General features: G+C 65.4%; 22 protein-coding genes. 5 read left to right on the forward strand and 17 right to left on the reverse strand.

The window, feature by feature from the left end; translation table 11 throughout:
* Positions 1 to 196: 196 nt before the first annotated feature.
* From RPC_RS17105 to RPC_RS17115, 3 genes are all read right to left on the reverse strand, one after another.
* Positions 197 to 736 (reverse strand): REP-associated tyrosine transposase, encoded by a 540-nt coding sequence (locus RPC_RS17105; RefSeq protein WP_011473833.1) that lies wholly within the window; start codon positions 734 to 736, stop codon positions 197 to 199.
* A 176-nt stretch (positions 737 to 912) separates the two neighbouring features.
* On the reverse strand, positions 913 to 1521 hold the full coding sequence (locus tag RPC_RS17110) for a BLUF domain-containing protein (RefSeq protein ID WP_041801988.1): 609 nt from the start codon (positions 1519 to 1521) through the stop codon (positions 913 to 915).
* Between the two features lie 156 nt (positions 1522 to 1677).
* Complete coding sequence (locus RPC_RS17115; RefSeq protein WP_415914733.1) at positions 1678 to 2349, reverse strand: class I SAM-dependent methyltransferase; 672 nt, start codon at positions 2347 to 2349, stop codon at positions 1678 to 1680.
* 258 nt (positions 2350 to 2607) lie between these two features.
* On the opposite strand from RPC_RS17115, the gene RPC_RS17120 reads away from it, so the two are divergent.
* Positions 2608 to 4098: a L,D-transpeptidase gene (locus RPC_RS17120; RefSeq protein ID WP_011473836.1), complete on the forward strand. Its 1491-nt coding sequence runs from the start codon at positions 2608 to 2610 to the stop codon at positions 4096 to 4098.
* A gap of 8 nt (positions 4099 to 4106) precedes the next feature.
* Here RPC_RS17120 and RPC_RS17125 read toward each other — a convergent pair whose 3' ends face one another.
* Together RPC_RS17125 and RPC_RS17130 are read right to left on the reverse strand one after the other, a co-directional pair.
* Positions 4107 to 4526, reverse strand: coding sequence for a secondary thiamine-phosphate synthase enzyme YjbQ (locus tag RPC_RS17125; RefSeq protein WP_011473837.1), 420 nt, complete (start codon positions 4524 to 4526; stop codon positions 4107 to 4109).
* Between the two features lie 16 nt (positions 4527 to 4542).
* Positions 4543 to 5160, reverse strand: a complete 618-nt coding sequence (locus RPC_RS17130; RefSeq protein ID WP_011473838.1) for a hypothetical protein — start codon at positions 5158 to 5160, stop codon at positions 4543 to 4545.
* Between the two features lie 218 nt (positions 5161 to 5378).
* Between RPC_RS17130 and RPC_RS17135 the strand changes: the two genes are divergently transcribed.
* The gene (locus RPC_RS17135) at positions 5379 to 6362 is read left to right on the forward strand and encodes a zinc-dependent alcohol dehydrogenase family protein (protein ID WP_041802999.1); all 984 of its coding nucleotides are present in this window, start codon (positions 5379 to 5381) and stop codon (positions 6360 to 6362) included.
* 81 nt (positions 6363 to 6443) lie between these two features.
* On the opposite strand, the gene RPC_RS17140 is transcribed toward RPC_RS17135, so the two are convergent.
* Positions 6444 to 7517: a linear amide C-N hydrolase gene (locus RPC_RS17140; RefSeq protein WP_011473840.1), complete on the reverse strand. Its 1074-nt coding sequence runs from the start codon at positions 7515 to 7517 to the stop codon at positions 6444 to 6446.
* A gap of 361 nt (positions 7518 to 7878) precedes the next feature.
* On the opposite strand from RPC_RS17140, the gene RPC_RS17145 reads away from it, so the two are divergent.
* Together RPC_RS17145 and RPC_RS17150 are read left to right on the forward strand one after the other, a co-directional pair.
* The gene (locus tag RPC_RS17145; RefSeq protein ID WP_011473841.1) at positions 7879 to 10764 is read left to right on the forward strand and encodes a phospholipase D-like domain-containing protein; all 2886 of its coding nucleotides are present in this window, start codon (positions 7879 to 7881) and stop codon (positions 10762 to 10764) included.
* A gap of 83 nt (positions 10765 to 10847) precedes the next feature.
* Positions 10848 to 11855, forward strand: a complete 1008-nt coding sequence (locus RPC_RS17150) for a trypsin-like serine peptidase (RefSeq protein WP_041801992.1) — start codon at positions 10848 to 10850, stop codon at positions 11853 to 11855.
* Between the two features lie 220 nt (positions 11856 to 12075).
* Here the strand turns inward: RPC_RS17150 and RPC_RS17155 are convergent, their stop codons facing one another.
* The 3 genes from RPC_RS17155 to RPC_RS17165 form a co-directional block, all read right to left on the reverse strand.
* Positions 12076 to 13404 (reverse strand): replication-associated recombination protein A, encoded by a 1329-nt coding sequence (locus RPC_RS17155; RefSeq protein ID WP_011473844.1) that lies wholly within the window; start codon positions 13402 to 13404, stop codon positions 12076 to 12078.
* Between the two features lie 229 nt (positions 13405 to 13633).
* Positions 13634 to 15037, reverse strand: a complete 1404-nt coding sequence (locus RPC_RS17160; protein WP_011473845.1) for a DegQ family serine endoprotease — start codon at positions 15035 to 15037, stop codon at positions 13634 to 13636.
* 73 nt (positions 15038 to 15110) lie between these two features.
* Positions 15111 to 15509 (reverse strand): winged helix-turn-helix transcriptional regulator, encoded by a 399-nt coding sequence (locus RPC_RS17165; RefSeq protein WP_011473846.1) that lies wholly within the window; start codon positions 15507 to 15509, stop codon positions 15111 to 15113.
* Between the two features lie 108 nt (positions 15510 to 15617).
* On the opposite strand from RPC_RS17165, the gene RPC_RS17170 reads away from it, so the two are divergent.
* A complete protein-coding gene (locus RPC_RS17170; RefSeq protein ID WP_011473847.1) occupies positions 15618 to 16631 on the forward strand; it encodes a zinc-binding alcohol dehydrogenase family protein in 1014 nt (337 codons plus the stop codon).
* Positions 16632 to 16675: 44 nt separating this feature from the next.
* Here RPC_RS17170 and RPC_RS17175 read toward each other — a convergent pair whose 3' ends face one another.
* The 8 genes from RPC_RS17175 to rpsM form a co-directional block, all read right to left on the reverse strand.
* The gene (locus RPC_RS17175) at positions 16676 to 17140 is read right to left on the reverse strand and encodes a GFA family protein (RefSeq protein WP_011473848.1); all 465 of its coding nucleotides are present in this window, start codon (positions 17138 to 17140) and stop codon (positions 16676 to 16678) included.
* A gap of 23 nt (positions 17141 to 17163) precedes the next feature.
* On the reverse strand, positions 17164 to 17958 hold the full coding sequence (locus RPC_RS17180; RefSeq protein WP_011473849.1) for an SDR family NAD(P)-dependent oxidoreductase: 795 nt from the start codon (positions 17956 to 17958) through the stop codon (positions 17164 to 17166).
* Between the two features lie 92 nt (positions 17959 to 18050).
* Positions 18051 to 18668, reverse strand: a complete 618-nt coding sequence (locus RPC_RS17185) for a hypothetical protein (RefSeq protein ID WP_011473850.1) — start codon at positions 18666 to 18668, stop codon at positions 18051 to 18053.
* A 31-nt stretch (positions 18669 to 18699) separates the two neighbouring features.
* Positions 18700 to 18906, reverse strand: a complete 207-nt coding sequence (locus tag RPC_RS17190) for a hypothetical protein (RefSeq protein ID WP_041801994.1) — start codon at positions 18904 to 18906, stop codon at positions 18700 to 18702.
* A 55-nt stretch (positions 18907 to 18961) separates the two neighbouring features.
* Positions 18962 to 19369, reverse strand: coding sequence for a 50S ribosomal protein L17 (gene rplQ / locus RPC_RS17195; protein WP_011473851.1), 408 nt, complete (start codon positions 19367 to 19369; stop codon positions 18962 to 18964).
* A 150-nt stretch (positions 19370 to 19519) separates the two neighbouring features.
* Positions 19520 to 20551, reverse strand: a complete 1032-nt coding sequence (locus tag RPC_RS17200; protein ID WP_041801997.1) for a DNA-directed RNA polymerase subunit alpha — start codon at positions 20549 to 20551, stop codon at positions 19520 to 19522.
* A 95-nt stretch (positions 20552 to 20646) separates the two neighbouring features.
* On the reverse strand, positions 20647 to 21036 hold the full coding sequence (rpsK, locus tag RPC_RS17205; protein ID WP_006021048.1) for a 30S ribosomal protein S11: 390 nt from the start codon (positions 21034 to 21036) through the stop codon (positions 20647 to 20649).
* 130 nt (positions 21037 to 21166) lie between these two features.
* Complete coding sequence (gene rpsM / locus RPC_RS17210) at positions 21167 to 21535, reverse strand: 30S ribosomal protein S13 (protein WP_011473853.1); 369 nt, start codon at positions 21533 to 21535, stop codon at positions 21167 to 21169.
* Between the last annotated feature and the right edge of the window lie 79 nt (positions 21536 to 21614).

The raw sequence follows: 21614 nt of genomic DNA on the forward strand, positions 1-21614 counted from the left end.
GAAGGCGCGCGATCGCGAACCCGGAATCTCGCGCCGGGTGAGAGCGCCCGCAGAACAATCTCGAAATTCCGGGGGGCGCGCAGCAAGCCGTAGCAAGCCGTAGCCCGGGTGAGCGCAGCGATACCCGGGTCGCGCGCGTTGCGGCGCAGCCCCGCATATCGCTTCGCTCATGCGGGCTACTCCCATGCGACCTGCTTTAGTCGCCGCACCGCTCGCCGAAGTCGCCGCCGATGTCGCGGGCATAGCCGGCCCAGTCTGCCGGCAGTAGCCCCTCCCCCACGTAACGATGAAACGACGAATGCGGCCAATCGACCACCCGCGGCACCAAGCCATGCTTGACCGGGTTGAAATGGACGTAATCGATATGCTGGGCGAAATCGTTCTCGTCGCGGATCGTGTGCTCCCAGAAACGGCTTTGCCACAACGCGAGATCGCCGTTCGGCCGGCGTTTCAACCGCACCCCGGCCGCGATCAACGCGCTGCTGAAATGCCCCTTGATGCGTCGCCATCGCCCGGAATAGTCAGCGTCGTCCGATGGCAGGGTGAAGATAGCATGCAGATGATCCGGCAGGATCACGATCGCGTCGATCGCGAAAGGCCGTTCACGGCGAGCCGCGCGGAACGCCGTGCGCAGCTCCGCGACACGATCGACCAACACCGTCGACCGGCGATCCGCCAGCGTCACGGTGAAGAAATAGCGGCCGCCAGGAAGGCCATTTCGGCGATACCGAACCATCGACCCGCCCAATCGCCCCGGATATCGCTTCGCTCATCCGGGCTACTCCGATCTCCGCGCAATGTATCAATTGTCGACCGGTTGAGCAAAGCGGCAGTCTAATTTCTCGCTTTGCGGCGAAACCCCGCATATCGCTGCGCTCATTCGGGCTACGCGCGGATCCTCTCCGCATCCGCTCAAGCCTTTCCCAGCGTCTCCCGTGCGAGTTCGCACAGCTTCAAATGCCGCTCGCTCAGGCTGTTGCTGCGGCCGGCGTCGGCGAGGCCCTCGAGCACCAGGCTCGCCACTTCGATACGGCTTCTGGCATCGGCGAGCGCCTGTTTCAGGTCTGCGATGTGGCGGTCTTTGTCTTCCAGTTCGCGCAGCAATGGATCCCAGGAGCCGAAGTGGCTCATGAGATTTTCCGCCACCGCGGTGTTCCGCTTCAGATAGTCGGCATTGAAATCCGCTTCGGCAAAATCCCGCAAGCCGTCGATGCCTTGCAACGCGCCGCCGGAGACGCGTTTGAACGCCATGGTCCAATCGGCATATTGCCGGCGCGCGATGGTCTTGCGGTGCAGGACGACGATGCTGCTGTGGCGCGGGTCCTTGCTGATCTTCTCGTAAAGCGCATCGACCACGCTCTCCTCGCCCTCCAGCGCCTGCAGGAAGGTGGCGTTGCCGTACAGCATCATGCCGGTCACACCGGAAGCGGTGTTGTTCTTGAACGATTGCTGCAGCAGCGCGATCAGCTGTTCCGTCGTCATCGGCTCCGCCGCGGTGCTGGTGTATGCGATCTGGATCATCGTGTTCCCGTTGGTTCGGTCGATCGCAACGTTTGCGCCGTTGCTGGATGGCGATCCCGCCCGTGGCATGAGAGATCCCTCAATAGGACCTCATCCGCGGCAAAAGATGTCTCAAAACGACCATCGGGCGCTGCGCGTCCGCGTCAATACGAGGTTTCAAGGCGCATCGACGGCTGATCCCCGCCGCGGCAGCCAAATATGCACGCCCAACACGCCGGCCCGGTGCGCCGGCGGCGAGCCGAGGTAGCGCAGCGTCGGCAGGTCGTCGAACAGCTGCCGCCAGCGCGCGTTCTTGTAGACGATGCAGTAATTCGCCCGGTTCAGTTTCAGAAGATTGTCACGCACCCGCGCCATCACCTGGCGCGAGAACGGATTGAACATATACAGCACGAACGGCTGCTCGTTGAATGCGTAGTTTCCCGCATCGCCATGCACGATTGTTACGTTGCTGAATGCGGCGGCCGCGACGTTGCGCGCGGCCAGGCGCGCCAGCTCGTCGGCGAATTCGACGCCGACGCAGGATTTGAATCCGAGTTCCGCGGCGACGATCAGCATCCGGCCCTTGCCGCAGCCGAGATCGATGAAGGTGTAGTCGGCGGGCTGCAGCCCGATGAAGGCGACGGCGTCATGCAAGACGGCGGGATCGCTGGCCTGGTAGCGCTCGCCGAACCGGCGGCTGTCGTGGCCGATGCTGAGGCTCTCGAGCGTGACGGCCGCGCCGGTCTCGGTGCCGTATTTGGCGTCCCAATCGGCGGCCGCGTGAGCGTCCTGGTCGCGCCCGGTCAGCAGGTTCCGTACCCAGGACAACACCATCGCCGGCCAACCCATGCGTCAGGGCGGATCATGGCAGCGTAATTCGCCGCGGCTTGGGTCGCAACGCCCGGCTTGTGCGCTCGCGCGCGGCGAACCGACGCGATGCCGCATTTCGGCCGCACCCGCCCTTCCTCCTGCCCGGGGTGTCCTATATGAGGGATTCGCAGGCGCGCGCCGGCGGTTCGGAGCATCGTGCGCCGATGCGGAACCGGCGCGGTATTTCAAGCGGGGCAGGACGTGGGCGATCGATTGACGACGGGGCAAGGCGGCCTGATGCAGCGCTACAAGACGCCGGCGATTGTGGCGCTGGCGGCGCTGCTGGCGTTCGCGGCGCTCACCGGGGACGCCGCCGCCAAGCGGGCCCGCGCGCCGGCGCCGACCGAGACCGCGGCGCCGCGCCCGGCCGGCGAGCCGATCATGGCGATCGTGTCGATCTCCGCGCAGAAGGTCACGGTCTACGACGCCGACGGCTGGATCTTGCGGGCGCCGGTCTCCACCGGCACCACCGGGCGCGAGACCCCGGCCGGGGTGTTCGCGGTGGTCGAGAAGGACAAGGACCACCATTCGACGATGTATGACGACGCCTGGATGCCGAACATGCAGCGCATCACCTGGAACGGCATCGCGCTGCACGGCGGCCCGCTGCCGGGCTACGCCGCCTCGCACGGCTGCGTGCGGATGCCGTATGATTTTGCCGAAAAACTGTTCGACAAGACCAATATCGGGATGCGGGTGATCGTCGCGCCGAACGACGCAGCGCCGGTGTCGTTCGCCCACCCGGCCCTGTTCACGCCGAAGGCCGAGGCGCTGGCGACGGCGCCGGCGCGCGCCGAGATGCTGAGCCGCGAGGCCGCGGAGGCCAGCGCCACCGCCGAGGCGGCCAAGAAGGCCAACGCCGCGGCAAGCCGCGACGCATCCGCGCTCGCCGCGGCGCTGCGCAAGCTGGAGAAGGCCAAAGCGCGCGCCGATGCCCAGCTGAAGGCGGCCGACAAGGCGCTCGCCGCCGCGACCGAGCCGAACAGGCCCCGACTGGACGAGCGGCAGCAGATCGCCGCGCAAAACGCCGCGGACGCCGCGGCGCAGCTCGACGCCGCCCGCGCCGACGCCGAGACCAAGCGCGCCGCCGCCTTGGCGGCCAAGGACGCCGCGAAGTCCGCCGCCGCCGCCAAGGCCACCGCCGTGACGGCGGCCAACGAGGCCAAGCTCGCGCTGGAGCCGGTGTCGATCTACATCAGCCGCGCGACGCAGACGCTGTACGTCCGCCGCAACACCCATAAGCCGTGGCCGGACGGCGGCGAGGTGTTCGACGCCAGCATCGAAATTCCGATCAGCATCCGCGATCCCGATCGGCCGATCGGCACCCACGTGTTCACCGCGATGGCGCGTGACGAGAGCGGGCTGCGCTGGAGCGCGGTGACGATCGATCATGGCGACGACGCCAAAGCCGCGCTCGACCGCATCAGCTTTCCGCAGGACGAGCTTGCGCGGATCGGCGTCACCGCGATGCCGCGGTCCTCGATCGTGGTCTCGGACGAGCCGCTGAGCAAAGAGACCAACTATCGCACCGAATTCGTCGCGGTGCTGAGCAACCAGCCGCAGGGCGGCTTCATCACCCGCAAGCCGACCGTGCCTGCGCCTGCGCCTGCGATGGCCGAGCGCGACGACGGCGACGATTTCTTCAGCTTCTTCCAGCGCAACCAGGGCCCCGCCGTGCCGCAACGCCGCGGCCCGGGCTTTGCCCCCGGCCCGCGCGGCTGGTGGTAGTCGCGCCCCTATTCGCCGATGATCTTGATCAACACCCGCTTGCGCCGGCCACCGTCGAACTCGCCGTAAAAAATCTGCTCCCACGGGCCGAAGTCGAGCTTGCCGTCGGTGATCGCGACCACCACCTCGCGGCCCATCAGCTGGCGCTTCATATGGGCGTCGGCATTGTCCTCGCCGGTGCGGTTGTGGCGATAGCCCGCCACCGGCTCGTGCGGCGCGAGCTTTTCCAGCCAGAGTTCGTAGTCGGCGTGCAGCCCGCTCTCGTCGTCGTTGATGAACACCGAGGCGGTGATGTGCATGGCGTTGACCAGCAGCAGCCCTTCGCGCACGCCGCTGTCGTGCAGCGCGGCGGTCACCTCCGGCGTGATGTTGATGAACGCCCGGCGGCCAGGGGTTTGAAACCACAATTCCTTGCGGAACGACTTCATGCGATGCGCGCTGCTGCTAGCGGCGACCGCCGAATAACAACGGCGACTCGCCGGGCAGCAGCCGCGAGTTGATGTCGCTATCGAGGCGGCCGGATTGCTGCTGGGTGTAGCCGGCGCCGAACGACAGGCTGAGATTGGCCGCCGGCTGAATTTCGAAGCCGACATTGGCGCTGTAGGCCGCCGGCGTGCCGGCATCGCTGCTCAACGGCGTCAGCGGCCGCAGCACGTCGGAGTCGTATTTCAGGCTGTCGAATCCGGCGAACACCTTGACCGGCAAGCCGCCGGCGCCTTTGAAGGCGTAGCCGAACTGCGTGCTGTCATAGTTGAGCGCGCCGAAACTGCCGAAGGCGCTGGTCTGGCCGAGCCCGCTCAGGCTGAGGCTGCCGCTCTCGCCGCGCAGAAACGGGCCGGTCGGAAAATTGTCGCGCCAATCGGCGCCGCCGCCGGCGGCATTGGCGTCGAAGCTCGGAAAATTGCTGTAGCTGTCGACGCTCGTGGTGGCATTGCCGCCGAAGCCGAACAGCCCGCCCGGAAGCCAATAGCGCACCGGCGCCACCTGGGCCTGCGCGACGCCAGCGCTAAGACCAAGCGTCACGACGACAGCGAAGGTTAATTTGCTGGCAAACATCGACATCGGACCCACCGTGACTGCAGCGAAATTATACGCTCTGGAGCTGCGGATTGCCAGCGAGCGGCCTCGCGACAAAACATCCGGCTGTGGTCGGCCGGCGTCGGCAGCCACGAGGCGGATGAGGCGAAGTCGCAGCGCAGCCCGCATCGCATCGCTGATTGCTTGCAGGTTCCAGCCGGATGTATCCTTGGCTCAGCAGGATCGACGGCGCGGAGTGGCAGATGCAGGCGATGGTGCTGACGGCGCCCGGCGCGCCGCTGTTGATGCAGCAGCGCGCGACACCGCAGCCCGGCGATGGCGAGGTCCGCGTCAAGGTCAACGCCTGCGGCGTCTGCCGCACCGATCTGCACGTCGTCGACGGCGAATTGCCGAACATCCGCTACCCGATCATCCCGGGCCACGAGATCGTCGGCCGCGTCGAGGCGGTCGGTCGCGGCGTCAGCACGCACCAGGTCGGCGACCGCGTCGGCATTCCCTGGCTCGGCCACACCTGCAGGGTCTGCCGCTATTGCCGCGCCGGCCAGGAAAACCTCTGCGACGCGCCGCTGTTCACCGGCTACACCCGCGACGGCGGCTTCGCCAGCCACACCATTGCGGATGCGCGCTACGCCTTCGCGCTCGGCGAATTGGGCGATGACGTTGCGATCGCGCCGCTGTTGTGCGCCGGGCTGATCGGTTGGCGCGCGCTGGTGATCGCCGGCCAAGCCGAGCGGCTCGGGCTGTACGGCTTCGGCGCGGCGGCGCACATCGTGGCGCAGCTGGCGCGCTGGCAGGGCCGCCGCGTTTACGCCTTTACCCGCCACGGCGACGCCGCCGCGCAAAACTTTGCCCGCAGCCTCGGCGTCGAGTGGGCCGGCGGCTCCGACGAGCTGCCGGGGGAGCCGCTCGACGCCGCGATCATCTTCGCCCCGGCCGGCGAACTGGTGCCGGCGGCGCTGCGCGCGGTGCGCAAGGGCGGCCGCGTGGTCTGCGCCGGCATTCACATGAGCGACATCCCGAGCTTTCCCTACAGCCTGTTGTGGGAAGAGCGGCAGCTGGTCTCGGTCGCCAACCTCACCCGGCAGGACGGCGTCGACTTTCTCAAGGTCGCGCAGCAAGCCGGGATCAAGACCGAAACCCACGCCTATCCGCTCCCTGAGGCCAATGCGGTGCTGGATCGGCTGCGCGCCGGCGACGTGCTCGGCGCCGCGGTGCTGGTGCCGTAGCATCGCCCGCGGCGGCGTCCGGATCATCCCGCGACAACACGCCCCCGCCGCTGTCGCGGGCCTTGCGTCAGGCGATCGCGCTCACTGCGGCAGGCCTAAGAACTTGAACGGGGTTGCGACCTGGAAATGCGCCGTCGCGTCGCCGGAGAAGGTGTGGGATTGCTGCGGGCCGAGCTCGAGCTTCTTCACCTTGCCCTTGTCGGCGGAGAAATCGATGGTCTTGAGGTCGACCCAGAACACGTTCGGGGTCAGCACGGATTCGAAGAAGTACAGCTTGCGCTGATGGTCGGCGACGGTGCGCCACCGCGTCGAGGAAATGTTCGGCTGGTCCTTCGTCGAAATCCCGAACGGCACCGAGACGTTGCGGATCACGCTGAACACGCTGGCGACGGCGCGGTCGGGGCTGGCATCCTTCGGGATCGCGTCGACGTAGAACGACGCCCGCACGAAGCGGTCGGCGGCGCGGTTGGTGCCCGGCAGCATCACCATGCCACCGATCTCCTTCCAGTAGTCGTCGAGTGCCAGCTGCTTCTCGAAGATCGGCGAATTGGTCATCACCTGATACTTGCGGTCGTGATGAATGACAGGCTTGCCGTCGATATATTCGACGATGGCGCTGTCGCCGGTGGCGTCCGACAGCGACAGATGCAGCGTGGCGAGCAGGTCGTTCTTGCCGGGCACGTTGTCGGTGTAGAGCGTGAACGGATCGGTCTTAAAATACGCCACCGCCTCCGCCACCGTGGCGAAATTGTCCAGCGCATACTGCGCCCACAGCGCGATCGACAGGCCGGGTCGGCCAGGCTCGAACTTCGGATATTGCGATTCCGAAAGCCACAGCAGATTGGCGACCAGGCCCGCCTCGTTGATGCCGTCCGAACTCGACACGTCGTAGCCCGACGCGATCACGCTGCCGTATTTCGACGTCCATTTCAGCGAGTTCGGCCCGACCTCGCCGGAGCGCGCGATGCCGCGCGGAAAACTCCACAGATCGGTCGGCATCTCGAACCGCCAGTCCATCGACCGCGCGGTGATCACCTGGTTGTTGGCGCCGTGATAGAGCAGCCGGGTACAGGCCAGCGCCGGCGTCGTCGCGAGGGCGGCAGCGAGGCCGGTGGCGAAAGCGCGGGACAGGATTGATGTCGTCATGGTCGGCATCCGAAGCTGTTGACCTCGGAAGCTGAGCAGTCTCTGCAGCGCCAGCCCATGACGTAGCTCAAAATCCGACAATCTCAGCCGGCCCGGCGAGACGGACGCAGTCGACGAGGCCATGAGCGGCCCCGGCACGGTAAGATAGTGATGGGCGCCGGAGCTGTTGGTTCTCCCATGATCCGGCGTCTCAATGGCGTCCGTGTCGCCACCGGGACGACGAAGCGGCACGTTCAATCAGGTACTATGCCGCGCCAAGCGGGCGCAGAGGCTGACTACCACGCGTGTTGTTCGCCAACCGACAACAAACTCGCCTTGCGAGTCCGCGGAAACAATGCAAACATAGGTTGCATTTTCGGAGCGCTACGCCATGGGCGACGACCGGGAGTACCTCAGCCTGCTGCGTCGCAAGGCCGAGCAGATCTTGCGCAAGAGCCCCGGCATGGAGGGCATGTCGGCGACGGAAATGCCGGGAGCCGATCCGGCGACGGCAACCCTCGCAAGACCGGAGACGGCGTCCCTCGAGGCAGTGGTGCGCTGGTATCGCCCTGTGCTTGCGGTCACCGACGATCGTTTCGTGACCTCCAGCCGGTCGCCCGACGGCGATCCGCGATTCCAGGACCCCAACGAAGCCGCCTCGAAGGCGCTGCTGGCCGAACTGGAGAAGCGACGCAGCGTGCTCGATCCGGTGATCCGCTCGGTCGGGCGGATCGAACTCGTCAACAACGTGCGCTATCCGTGGGTCGGGACCGGGTGGATCGTCGGCAGCGATCTCGGCAGCGACATCATCGTCACCAACGCCCATGTCGGCAGCGAATTCGGTGCGCGCTCCGGCGCGGGCTACGTGTTTCGTCCCGGCGTGCCGGACGGCTCGGTGCGGCAATCGGCGCGGATCGATTTCCGCGAGGAAGTGACCGGCGGCTCGGCGCGCGAATTTCCGATCACGGAGATCATCTGGATCTCCGGCGACGACTCACTCGACATGTGCCTGCTGCGCGTCGCCCGCACCGCCGGGACCGATCGGATCGATCCGCCGGTCAAGCTGTTCACCGCTCCGCTGAGCGACGACCAGATGGTCGCGGTGATCGGTTTTCCCGGGTCGAACAACGGCTACGATCCGGCGCCGTTCCAGAAGCTGTTCGGGGCGGTGACCGGGAAAAAGCGGTTCTCGCCGGGCTTCTACAGCGGCCGCCGCGGCAGCAGCGCGACCTATGATTGCTCCACCCTTCCAGGAAGCTCCGGCTCCGTCGTCGTCGACGTGACGACCGGCCGCGCCGTCGGCCTGCATTTCGCCGGCACGGCGTTCGACACCAATTACGCGGTGCCGGCGAGCGATCTGGCGCGCATCCTCCTCAAGCGGCCCTGGCAGACCGAAGCGGCGGCCCGCTCTGCCGACACGACGCGCGCCGCGCCGCCGGCGGCACCTCGCGACGCTGCGCAACTGCCGGCGCCCGCGCTGGCGTCCGCGTTGGCGTCCGACGGCGCGATCACCTTCAGCATTCCGCTGGAGATCTCGGTCCGGCTCGGCGGCCTCGCCCGGACCATCAGCGCAGCATCGGTCGATCCGCCCGTGGTGCGAGCGGATCAGGCGCCGCCGCGGCGCACCGACCGCGAGGCGGCGACGGCCGCCGCGGAGACAGTGCGGCAGCATTTGCTCGGGCAAACGGACGTGCTGTCGGTAAAGGCGGACTACCTGTTCAGCAACGGCGTCATCACCGACGACTTCGGCGTCATCGTCGGCGTCGCCCCCGGCACCACGATCGACCCCGCCTCGTTCGATCTGAAAAGCACGCAGGACGGCGTGGCCATCGCGGTGGAAACCGCCGATCCGCGCACCATCGCCGAGCAGCGTCTCGCGTTCGACACCGAGTCGTTCGCCGGGCGCCAGGCCAACTACCAGCGCGACCGGACCGACCCGCGCTTCAACCTCGATCCGGTCACCGACGACATGACGATCCTGCTGCATGTCAGCCCCGAGGCCGGGTGGCCGGTGCTGCGGCAGTTCCTGGGCGACAAGGATAGCAATCAGCTCACCATCGGCATGTATCACATGACCGCGCCGCATGTGGTCGAGGCGATCGAGGCGATCGCGCAGCGCGGCGACAGCAAGATCGTACTCACGCTCGACCGCCAGCGCGGCGACGCCGACATCCCCGACGATATCGGCGGCGATACCAAAGCCCAGGACATTCCGGAAGCCGACACGCTCGACAACCTCAGCGACATCGCCGAGACTCGCTTCGCGTGGGCCCCCGCCTCACTCGGCCGCGGCGGCTTGTTCCCGACCGCCTATCACATCAAGGTCGCGGTCTGGAGCGCGACCTCCGGCCGCGACGGACCGACCGACCGGATGTTCTGGCTCTCCAGCGGCAACTGGCAATCCTCCAACCAGGCGCCGATCGAGCGGAGCGTCGATGAGATCGGAGAGGTCACCCAGGACGAGGTCCAGCGCTACAACCGCGAATGGCACGCTCTGGTGACCCATGCAGGGCTCGCCGCCACCTTCCGCAATCATCTCGAACAGGACTTCGAGGACAACAGAGCGGCGGCAGAACAAGAGGCGCCGCAGCCGGTGATGCCCGAGGTGCTGGTTCCGCTCGGCCTGATCGAGGAAGCGCCGCGGGCGCGCGCCTTCAAGCCGTTCAAGCCCAAGCTCCTGAAAGGCAGGATCAAGGTCCAGCCGCTGCTGACGCCGGACAACTATCCGGAAGTGATCGTCGAACTGATTTCCAAGGCCAAGCACCGCGTGCTGATCGAGAATCAGTCGTTCTCGCTATGGAAGGACATCGCCAGCACGCCCGCGCATTTCCTCGACATCGTCAAAGCGGTGAAGGACCGCCAGAACAAGATCCGCGACGTGCGCGTGATCTTCCGCAGCGGCTTCGGCAACGAGCGCGATACGCTGCGGCAGATGAAGACCTTCGGGCTCGAGACCGATGCTGATCACGTCCGCTACTTCGACAAGTGCCACACCAAGGGCATCGTGATCGACGACGACATCGCTGTGCTCGGCTCGCAGAACTGGACCGCGGCGGGCACCGGACCCAACCGCGATGCCAGCCTGGTGATCTGGAACGCCGACGCCAACGCGTACTTCGCCGAGCTGTTCCAGTACGACTGGGATCAGGTCGCACGCAATCGCTCGCGCAGCACCGAGAGCACGTTGCCGATCAAGGTGGTCAGGGCGGGCGAAGAGGCCGGGACGCCGCGGGGCTACAGCCGCATATCTCTCGCCGAATTCCTCGGAGAAACTTGATGGCCCAGGCACCCAGGAAGCCCGCGACGCCTCGGCAGCGGCGATCGCCGCGCGCCGCGACCCAGAGCGAGCCAGCCAGCAGCATGGCAACAATCGAGCAGCATAAGGCGGTCTCCGATCCGCAGCACGACCCGTGGGTGCTGCCGAGTTTCATGTCTGAGACCAACGGCGGCGGCTCCGCCGAGCAGGTGCCGGGCTTCAACATCTTCCGCGCCATCACTTCGGGATTCGAGAGCAAGCGCGTCGCCGGTCCGACCACCGTGCTGGCACGGCCGGACGGTGGGTTCTTTTCCGAAGGCACGCCGCCGCTGTCGCCGTCCCCGCAGGCCCGCGCCTTCGCCGCCAAGCCGGAGAACGTCATGGGCGTCGACAACCGCGCGATGGTGCCGGACACCTCCACCACCCCCTGGCGCTGCATCTGCCATCTGGAGGTGGAGTACGAATCCGGACCGGTGGGTTTCGGCACCGGATTCATCATCGGGCCGAAGGCCGTGCTGACCGCCGCCCACGTGATCTACAACAACACCGGCGGCAACAACCGCAGGGCGCGCAACATCCGCGTCATCCCCGGCCGCAACGGAACCACCGCGCCCTATGGTTACTTCGTGACCAGTCTCGACCGCTGCATCATTCCGGAGCAGTGGCGGCAGGCCAGCGACACCATCGGAGACACCGCCGCCGCGGCGGATTACGCCGTCATCCAGTTTCCCGAGCAGTCGGAGTGCGACGGGCTGACCTCGGCCGACCGGCTGGGCTATTTCGGCCTGAAATGCTTCGCCGACGAGGACAGCGAAAACAAGGCGCAGATGCTGTTCGTCAACAACGCCGGCTATCCCTACGAGGCCGACAAGCCGTATGGAACGCTGTGGTACAATGCCGGACGCATCCGCAAAATGGGACCGAGCTTCGTGGAATACATGGTCGATACCGAAGGCGGACAGAGCGGCAGCCCGGTGTACTTCTACGACGACCAAACGAAGCAACGCTATGTGATCGCCGTGCATACCACCGGCGATTTCGTCAACCGCGGCCTGCGCATCACCCCCGAGATTTTCACCAACCTCAAACAGTGGACCGGGCGCTCGATCTGAGCTTTCCATCGGTTGTCCATCCGATGCAGACCGAGCAAACTGAGGTGACGCGCTTCCCGACCGAGGTCGTCATTCCGGGGCACGAGCCGCGTCAGCTGCGAGTAAACCCGGAATTCAAAACCACCGCAGGGATTATGAATTCCGGACCTGCTCGTTCTTCGAACTCGCAATCCGGAATGACGCCGATTTTGGTTGGACGAGTCAATCCCAACCGAAGGCCCTAGGTTTTGCTGTTGCGCAGCTTCGCCCAGTAATCCAGCCGCTTGCGGATTTCGCGCTCGAAGCCGCGGTCCGGCGGATCGTAGAAGGTCTGGTGACCGAGCGCGTCGGGAAAGTACTCCTGGCCGGAAAAGCCTTCCGGGGTGTCGTGATCGTATTGATAGCCCGCGCCGTAGTCCTCGGATTTCATCAGTTTGGTCGGGGCGTTGAGAATGTGTTTCGGCGGCAGCAGCGAGCCGCCCTGCTTCGCCGCGCGCATTGCGGCCTTGTAGGCCTTGTAGGCGGCGTTGGATTTCGGCGCGGTGGCCAGATAAATCACCGCCTGCGCGATCGCCAACTCGCCCTCGGGCGAGCCCAAGAAATCATAAGCGTCCTTGGCGGCGTTGCAGATCACCAGCGCTTGCGGATCGGCGAGGCCAATGTCCTCGACTGCCATCCGCACCACGCGGCGCGCCAGGAACAACGGATCTTCGCCGGCGTCGAGCATCCGGCACAGATAGTACAACGCCGCATCGGGATCTGAGCCGCGCACCGATTTATGCAGCGCCGAAATCAGATTGTAATGGCCGTCGGCGGATTTGTCGTAGATCGGCGCGCGGCGCTGCAGGATCTCCTGCAGCTGCTCGGCGTTGAACACCTCATCGGCGCGCGCGGCGCGCCACACCTCTTCGGCGAGCGTCAGCGCGGCGCGGCCGTCGCCATCCGCCATCCGCACCAGCACCGCCCTCGCCTCGGCATCGAGCGGCAGCTTCTTGGCTTCCACCGTTTCGGCGTGGGCGTAGAGCTTCTCGATCGCTTGCGCGTCGAGCGAATGAAACACCAGCACGCGCGCGCGCGACAGCAGCGCGGCGTTGAGTTCGAACGACGGATTCTCGGTGGTGGCGCCGACCAGCACCACGGTGCCGTCTTCCATCACCGGCAGAAAGGAATCCTGCTGCGCCTTGTTGAAGCGGTGCACCTCGTCGACGAACAACAGCGTGCCGCGGCCGGTCTGGCGGCGGGCACGGGCGGCGTCGAACACTTTCTTCAGATCGGCGACGCCGGAGAACACCGCGGAGATCTGCTCGAAATGCAGTTCGGTGGTGTCGGCCAACAACCGCGCGACCGTGGTCTTGCCGGTGCCGGGCGGCCCCCAGAACACCAGCGAGCCGAGCGTGCGGGTCTCCAGCATCCTTGTCAGCGCGCCGTCGGGGCCGAGAATGTGATCCTGCCCGACCACGTCTTCGAGCGCGCGCGGCCGCAGCCGGTCCGGCAACGGATGCGGCGCATCCCGCTCCATGCCCGCCGCGGCGAACAGGTTGTCCGATGGCTGTGGGCGCTTCGGGCTCATCGGCGCGCTTTCTCCCTCTCCCCGCAAGCACGGTCGTGATGGACCGACGGCGATGGCCGCGAGTCACCCTCCCCCTTGCGGGGAGGGTGGCCGGCCCTCTTGGGCCGGCCGGGTGGGGGTAATGCGAGCACTGCGCCTGTGGCTACCCCCACCCGGCCCGGCTTCGCTTCGCTACGCCGGTCCACCCTCCCCGCAAGGGGGAGGGTGAAGAGGAGATCGGTTGCGCGCCTCATCCGCCGAGCGTGACGTTGATCTGCTGGCCGCCGCGCACCACGGTGATGCGCCACAGCCGCGAGGGTTCGGCGGCGATCCGCTCGAGGTCGGCGGTGCGGGCGATCCTCTTGTTGTTGACGGCGATGATGATGTCGCCCTTCTGGAAGCCGACGCCGGCGGCCGTCGCATCGTCGGCGAGATCGATCACCACCACGCCCTCGACGCTGGGATCGAGCCGCAATTCGTCCGCCAGCGCCGGCGAGATGTTGGCGACCTTGGCGCCCTGGAACGGCGAGCGCGACTTCACCACGATTTCGTCGCGCCCGGTGTCCGGCGCGGTCTCCAGCGGGATCGCCAGCTTGACCAGCTTGCCGCCGCGCTGCACGTCGACCTGCGCGGCGCCGCCGAGCGGCCTGGTGACGAAGCGATAATCGAACGCGTTGGGGTCGTCGACGGTGAAGCCGTCGATGGCAATGATCAGGTCGGAGAGTTTCAATCCTGCGCGGGCCGAGGGGCTGCCCGCGGTGACGCTCGCCACCAGCGCGCCGCTCGGCAGCTTGAGACCGAGCGTTTCGGCGATCTCCGGCGTCACCGCCTGCAGCCGCGCGCCGAGCCACGGCCGCTTGACCTCCTTGCCGCCGCTCTTCGCCGAAGCCACCACCACCCGCACCATGTTGGCCGGAATCGCAAAGCCGATGCCCTGCGAGCCGCCGGAGCGCGAGAAGATAGCCGTGTTGATGCCGACCAGCCGGCCGTTGACGTCGACCAAGGCGCCGCCGGAATTGCCGGGATTGATCGCGGCGTCGGTCTGAATGAAGAATTGGTAGTCGGTGATGCCGACCTGGGTGCGCGCCAACGCCGAGATGATGCCGTGGGTCACGGTCTGGCCGACGCCGAACGGATTGCCGATCGCCAGCACCACGTCGCCGACCAAGAGTTCATCGGAGTTGGAGAAATCCAGCGTCGGGAATTTCTCGCCGGCGACCTCTTTCAGCCGCAGCACCGCGAGGTCGGTGCGGCTGTCCTTCAGCACGATCTCGGCCTCGAATTCCCGCTTGTCGGACAAAGACACCTTGACCTGATCGGCGCCCTCGATGACGTGGTTGTTGGTCACCACCAGGCCCGACGGATCGACCATCACGCCCGAGCCGAGCGAGCGCTGCATCTGCTCCGGCTGCTGGCCGGGCACGCCGAAGAAGCGGCGGAAGATCGGATCCTCCAACAGCGGGTTGCGGTTCTGCACCACCTTGGCGGCGTAGACGTTGACCACCGCCGGCTGCACCCGCTGCACGATCGGCGCGTAGCTGAGCTTCAGTTCGGCGGGCGAGGACGGCACCCGGCGATCCTGCGGCTGCGCCTGCGCCGGAACGGAGAGAATCAAGGCCAGCACCAGGGCGGTGAGCGCGCGTGTCGAAGTCATGAAAGAATCCCGCTGTTGAGCGATGAGATATAGGCGCGCGGACGGCTCAAGAGAAGCAAACGCTGCGGCGCGATCACAGGCTGCGGTCCGCCGCGACCGCGGCATGGTCGGCGTCGGCCGCGGCGCTGGGCTGCGCGCCGGCCGCTTGCCGGGCCTGGTGATCCTCGCCCCAGCGCCTCAGCGCGTCGATCACCGGCCGCAACCGCAGCCCGGTCTCCGACAGCGCATATTCCACCCGCGGCGGCACCTCGGCGAACACCTTGCGGGTGACCAGAGCGTCGTCTTCCAAGGCCCGCAGCTGCTTGGTCAGCATCCGCTGGGTGATGCCCGGCATCTTCTTGCGCAATTCGCCGAACCGCAGCCGGCCCTCCTGCAGATGATACAGGATCACGCCCTTCCACTTGCCGTCGATCAGGTCGAGCGTGACCTCCACCGGGCAACCGGGACCGCAGTTGAAATCGCGCCGCTTCATGCGTGTTGGTCCAATAGTATCCGATCGGTGACTATATCCCCGAAATGACAGTACTTGCAATGCGAGCGGCCCGAGGACAGGCTACGGCCGCAGCATATGGAGCGTCGCATGAAAGCCGTCGGCTACAGCAATCCCCTTCCCATCGACCACGCCGAAGCCTTGGTCGATTTCGAGACCGCGATCCCGACGCCGCTGGGGCGCGACCTGCGCGTCGCGGTGCGCGCGGTGTCGGTCAATCCGGTCGACACCAAGGTGCGCAAGCGCGCCGCGGCGCCGGCCGGCGAGCGCAAGATTCTCGGCTACGACGCCGCAGGCATCGTCGACGCGGTCGGCCCGGAAGTGACGCTGTTCAAGCCCGGCGACGAGGTGTGGTACGCCGGCTCGATCGTGCGGCCGGGCACCAATTCGGAATTCCATCTGGTCGACGAACGCATCGTCGGCAACAAGCCCGCGACGCTGTCGTTCGCGCAGGCCGCGGCCCTGCCGCTGACCTCGATCACCGCCTGGGAGCTGCTGTTCGACCGGCTCGGCGTGGCGCCCGGCAAGAGCTTTGATCCGCGCACGCTGTTGATCGTGGGCGGCGCCGGCGGCGTCGGCTCGATCCTGATCCAGCTGGCGCGACGGTTGACCGGCCTCACCGTGGTGGCGACCGCGTCGCGGCCGCAGAGCAGCCAATGGTGCCTGCAGCTCGGCGCGCATCATGTCGTCGATCATTCCAAGCCGCTGCCGGCGCAGATCGCCGCATTGAAGCTGCCGCCGGTGGCGCTGATCGCCAGCCTCACCGGCACCGAGCAGCATTTCCCGGCGCTGATCGAGATTTTGGCGCCGCAGGGCAAGATCGCGCTGATCGACGATCCCGCGACGTTGGATGCCATGCCGCTGAAGGCCAAATCGGCGTCGCTGCATTGGGAGGCGATGTTCGCCCGCTCGACCTACCAGACCGCCGACATGATCGCGCAGCATCAGCTACTTAACGACGTCTCCGACCTGATCGACAAGGGCGTCTTGCGCACCACGCTCGACCGCAGCTTCGGCGCCATCAACGCCGCCAACTTGATAAAGGCGCATGCGCAGATCGAGTCCGGTACTTCGGTCGGCAAGATCGTGCTGGAGGGGTGGTAGGGGCGAAGAGACCTGCAGCGGCAAAGCCGCCGCGGCGACCTTGACTAGCTCGGCGCGGCGGTCGCCTCGGCATAAGCCTTCGTCAGTCCTTCATATTGATCAAGTGCTGGGAATGCTGGAAAGCTATGGACAGCGGGCGTCGTCGCCCAAGGCAGTTTCTCGCTGGTGAAGGTCTCGATGAATGGCGTGAAGCCGTGGGCGTCCTCCAGCATCGTCGCGCGAACATTGACCAGAAAATCGATCCCCTCCGGCCGGGTGAACATCCAGCTCATGCAATGCGGGCAGAAATAGTGGCGGGCCGCTCCGTGCAACCCGCCAATGACAGGCTCACCTTGGGTGACCGCAAACGCCGCGCTGGGAAACGCAGCGCTGAGCGAAAAGGCGCTGGCTGACATCTTCTGACATCCGGTGCAGTGGCAGGCCATGGTCAGCAGCGGCGGAGCGCTGATCCTGATCCGCACCTGTCCGCATCTGCAGCTTCCCTCGACGGCAGAGGCTTTTGCATTCATGACCTTCCTCGATTCAATTGCCTTCACGCGATGGTCTGGATCAGCCCGCCCTCGACGCGCAGCGCGGCGCCGTTGGTGGCGGAGGCCTCTTTCGAGCTGACATACACCACCATGTTGGCGACCTCCTCGACGCTGGCGAAGCGCTGGATCAGCGAGCCTGGGCGGTGCTGTTTGACGAAGTTCGCCGCGGCCTCGGCTTCGGATTCGCCGTTCTGCCTGGCGAGATCGGCGACGAAGGTCTGCACGCCTTCCGACATCGTCGGCCCCGGCATCACCGCGTTGACGGTGACCGCGGTGCCGCGGGTCAGCTCGGCGAGCCCGCGCGAGACCGAGAGCTGGGCGGTCTTGGTCATGCCGTAGTGGATCATCTCCTTCGGAATCATGATCGCGGATTCCGAGGCGATGAAGACGATGCGGCCCCAGTTGCGGCTCAGCATCGCCGGCATATAGGCGCGCGACAGCCTTATCCCGCTCATCACGTTGACGTCGAAGAACCGCGCCCAGTCCTCGTCGGGAATGTCGAAGAAACCCTTCGGCTCGAAGATGCCGGCATTGTTGATCAGGATGTCGACGTCCGGATAGGCGGTGACCAGCGCGTCGCAGCCGTCCGCGGTGGAGACGTCGGCGGCGACGCCGATGATCTTGCCGCCGGCGGCGACCTTGCCGATCGCCGCGACCGCGGCGTCGACCTTGCCCTGGCTGCGGCCATTGACCACCACGCTGGCGCCCGCGGCGGCGAGGCCCTTGGCGATGGCGTGGCCGATGCCGGCGGTGGAGCCGGTCACCAGCGCGGTCTTGCCGGAAAGATCGATCTTCATCTGCTATCTCCGTGGTTGATGCCGGAGATATCGGGTGCGCGGGCCGCGGCCGCAATCGGCAGGCGACCGTTTCCCGCACAAACGCCGACGCCCTAGCGGACCAGCGACAGCACCGTCGCTTTCCGCGGCGGCTTGCTCAGATCATAGAACAGAGTGCGATAGATCAAGTACAACGCATGGGGCGAAACATTCTTGTGTTTCAACAGCGTCGCGACGTCGAACTTCAGATCACTGCCGAGATTGATGTCCTGAAGCGCGTGACCGATATGATCGTTTTCGTCGATCTGCGATTTCATCTCGAAATACACGCACAGCCGCAAACCGACAAAGAATGCGCACACCTCGTTGACCGACAGCAGAAATTTGTCCTGCTCCTCCGAGGCGTGATCGACGAGATTACGCTGCCACCAACCGACGACCATCCGTCGGCGCAGCCAATAGGCAAGAAATCCGGCCTGTTTGAAATGATCCGGGATGGTATCGCCGAGGATATCGATGCGTCCGGTGTCGCGCTTCCACAGCAGCCGCGCCTCTTCCAGCCTGGTCGGTGAGATCCGAAGTTCACACAGATGGCGCTTGGCGATATCGTCGTATTGGAAGGCTATGCAGGACGCGAACCACTGCTTCGCGTCAGCCGGCTCGGTAAAACCGTCGCCGCGAAATCGTTCAAAAACATCTGGCCGATAGAGTGTGATGAAATCATCCGGCACAGGTCACACTTCAATTGAGCGATATGACGGACTATGTCGTGGTGCCCACCGGCGGCGCAACCGTCCCTATCCGGTTGATCAGTTCGCTCTCGGCTTCGGACAGCGCCCGACTCGGCCGGTAAAGATTATTGCCGCCATAGGAGGGAACGCGGAGCTTTTCCGCGAGCCCTTCAATCCGGGAGTCCCGATCATCGCTAAACAGATGATCGAGCTCGCCGTTGACCGTTATCTTCCGCAAAAGAAACTCCCCTAAAGGATTTCTCCGAAGACAGCTTATCCGATTCTCGGCCCGCTTACGCGGCCTTCTCTTCGGCCTGGCCGGAGTCGAGGCCCTTGGCGTTTTCGTCGCGGTCGACGAATTCGATCACCGCCATCGGCGCGTTGTCGCCGTAGCGGAAGCCGGCCTTGATGATGCGGGTGTAGCCGCCCTGACGGTCGGCGTAGCGCTTGGCCAGCACGTCGAACAGCTTGCGGACCTGATCCTGATCCTTCATCTCGCTGATCGCCTGGCGGCGCAGCGCGAGGCCGCCCTTCTTGCCGAGGGTGACCAGCTTCTCCACGATCGGGCGGAGCTCCTTGGCCTTCGGCAGCGTGGTGACGATCTGCTCGTGCTTGATCAGCGACGCGCACATGTTGGCAAACATCGCCTTGCGATGTTCGGCGGTGCGGTTGAGCTTGCGATGAACCTTGCCGTGACGCATTTTCTAGTCCTCAAAATTTCAAACTGTCGCGACGGTCCGTCGGACTTTTTGCTCAGGTGGGCTGCCTGCGTTCGCCCAAGTCAGCGAATGGCGAATAGCGAATGGCGAGTAGTCAGAAGATCTATTCGCTATTCGCTACTCCCTATTCGCTCAGTAATGATCCTCGAAGCGCTTGGCCAATTCGTCGATGTTTTCCGGCGGCCAGCCCGGCACTTCCATGCCGAGATGCAGACCCATCTGGGCCAGCACTTCCTTGATCTCGTTGAGCGACTTGCGGCCGAAGTTCGGGGTGCGCAGCATTTCCGCTTCCGACTTCTGCACCAGGTCGCCGATATAGACGATGTTATCGTTCTTCAGGCAGTTCGCCGAACGCACCGACAACTCCAACTCGTCGACCTTCTTGAGGAACGCCGGGTTGAACGCCAGATCCGGGATGATCTCCTGGGTGACTTCCTTGCGCGGCTCTTCGAAGTTGACGAACACGTTGAGCTGATCCTGCAGGATGCGGGCGGCATAGGCCACCGCGTCGTCCGGCGAGATCGCGCCGTTGGTCTCGATCGTCATGGTCAATTTGTCGTAGTCGAGGATCTGGCCCTCGCGGGTGTTCTCGACCTTGTAGGAGACCTTGCGCACCGGGGAGAACAGGCTGTCGACCGGGATCAGGCCGATCGGCGCGTCCTCGGGACGGTTGCGCTCGGCGGCGACGTAGCCCTTGCCGCCGGCCACGGTGAATTCCATGCGGATCTCGGCGCCCTCGTCCAGCGTGCAGATCTGCAAGTCCGGATTGAGCACCACGACGTCGCCGACGGTCTGGATGTCGCCGGCGGTGACGGTGCCGGGACCCTGCTTCTTCACGACCATGCGCTTCGGGCCTTCGCCCTGCATCTTGATCGAGATGTCCTTAATGTTCAGCACGATGTCGGTAACGTCTTCGCGCACGCCGGCGATCGAGGAGAACTCATGCAGCACGCCGTCGATATGAACCGACTGCACCGCGGCACCCTGCAGCGATGACAGCAGCACGCGCCGCAGCGCGTTGCCCAGCGTCTGGCCGAAGCCGCGCTCGAGCGGTTCGGCAACGAGGGTCGCAAAACGCGTCGGGTCGGAGCCCGGCGTGACCACGAGCTTGTTCGGCCGAATCAGTTCTTGCCAATTTTTCTGGATCGTCACTGTTTCACCCATGCCAATGAAAATCTCTGGCGTTGGAGATCGCGGAGCAGTCCGCGCGATAGCATCAAAACGAAACGCTGGCGGCCGGGCCGCCAGCGATTGAAATATCAGACCCGCCGACGCTTGCGCGGGCGGCAACCATTGTGCGGGATCGTGGTCACGTCGCGGATCGAGGTGACGGTGAAGCCCGCGGCCTGCAACGCGCGCAGCGCCGATTCACGGCCCGAACCCGGACCCGCGACTTCGACTTCCAGCGTGCGCATACCGTGTTCCTGCGCCTTCTTGGAGACGTCTTCAGCGGCGACCTGCGCCGCATAGGGGGTCGACTTGCGCGAACCCTTGAAGCCCATCGTGCCGGCCGACGACCAGGCAATGGTGTTGCCCTGCGCGTCGGTGATGGTGATGGTGGTGTTGTTGAACGACGAATTGACGTGCGCGATGCCGGACGCGATGTTCTTGCGCTCACGGCGGCGAACGCGGGTGGCTTCCTTGCCCATTCTCTACCTTTCTACAGATCTCAACGCCGCCGTAATGCCAGCGGCTACACCGAAACAGCGAATGGCGAGTAGCGAACAGCGAATAGAGGCACTCCCCTATTCGCCATTCGCCAATCGCTATTCGCGCAAATTACTTCTTCTTGCCGGCGATCGACTTCGCCGGACCCTTGCGGGTGCGCGCATTGGTATGGGTGCGCTGACCGCGCACCGGCAGACCGCGACGATGGCGCAGGCCGCGATAGCAGCCGAGATCCATCAACCGCTTGATGTTCATGCCGGTCTCGCGACGAAGATCGCCCTCGACCATATAGTCGCGGTCGATCACTTCGCGGATCTGCAAGACTTCCTGGTCGCTCAGCTGATTGACGCGCTTGTCATCAGCGATCTTGACCTTCTCCAGGATTTCGGCCGCGTTCTTCTGGCCGATGCCATGGATATACTGCAGCGCGATCAGGACGCGCTTGTTGGTCGGAATGTTCACGCCGGCTATACGGGCCACAGACTTCTCTCCTGTCGCCGGCCACTTGGACCGGCTGTTCTTCGCTAACTCGGGCGGTTGCTCGCCAACGGCGAACACG

It is taken from the genome of Rhodopseudomonas palustris BisB18 (genome assembly GCF_000013745.1).
GTDB lineage: Bacteria > Pseudomonadota > Alphaproteobacteria > Rhizobiales > Xanthobacteraceae > Rhodopseudomonas_A > Rhodopseudomonas_A palustris_F.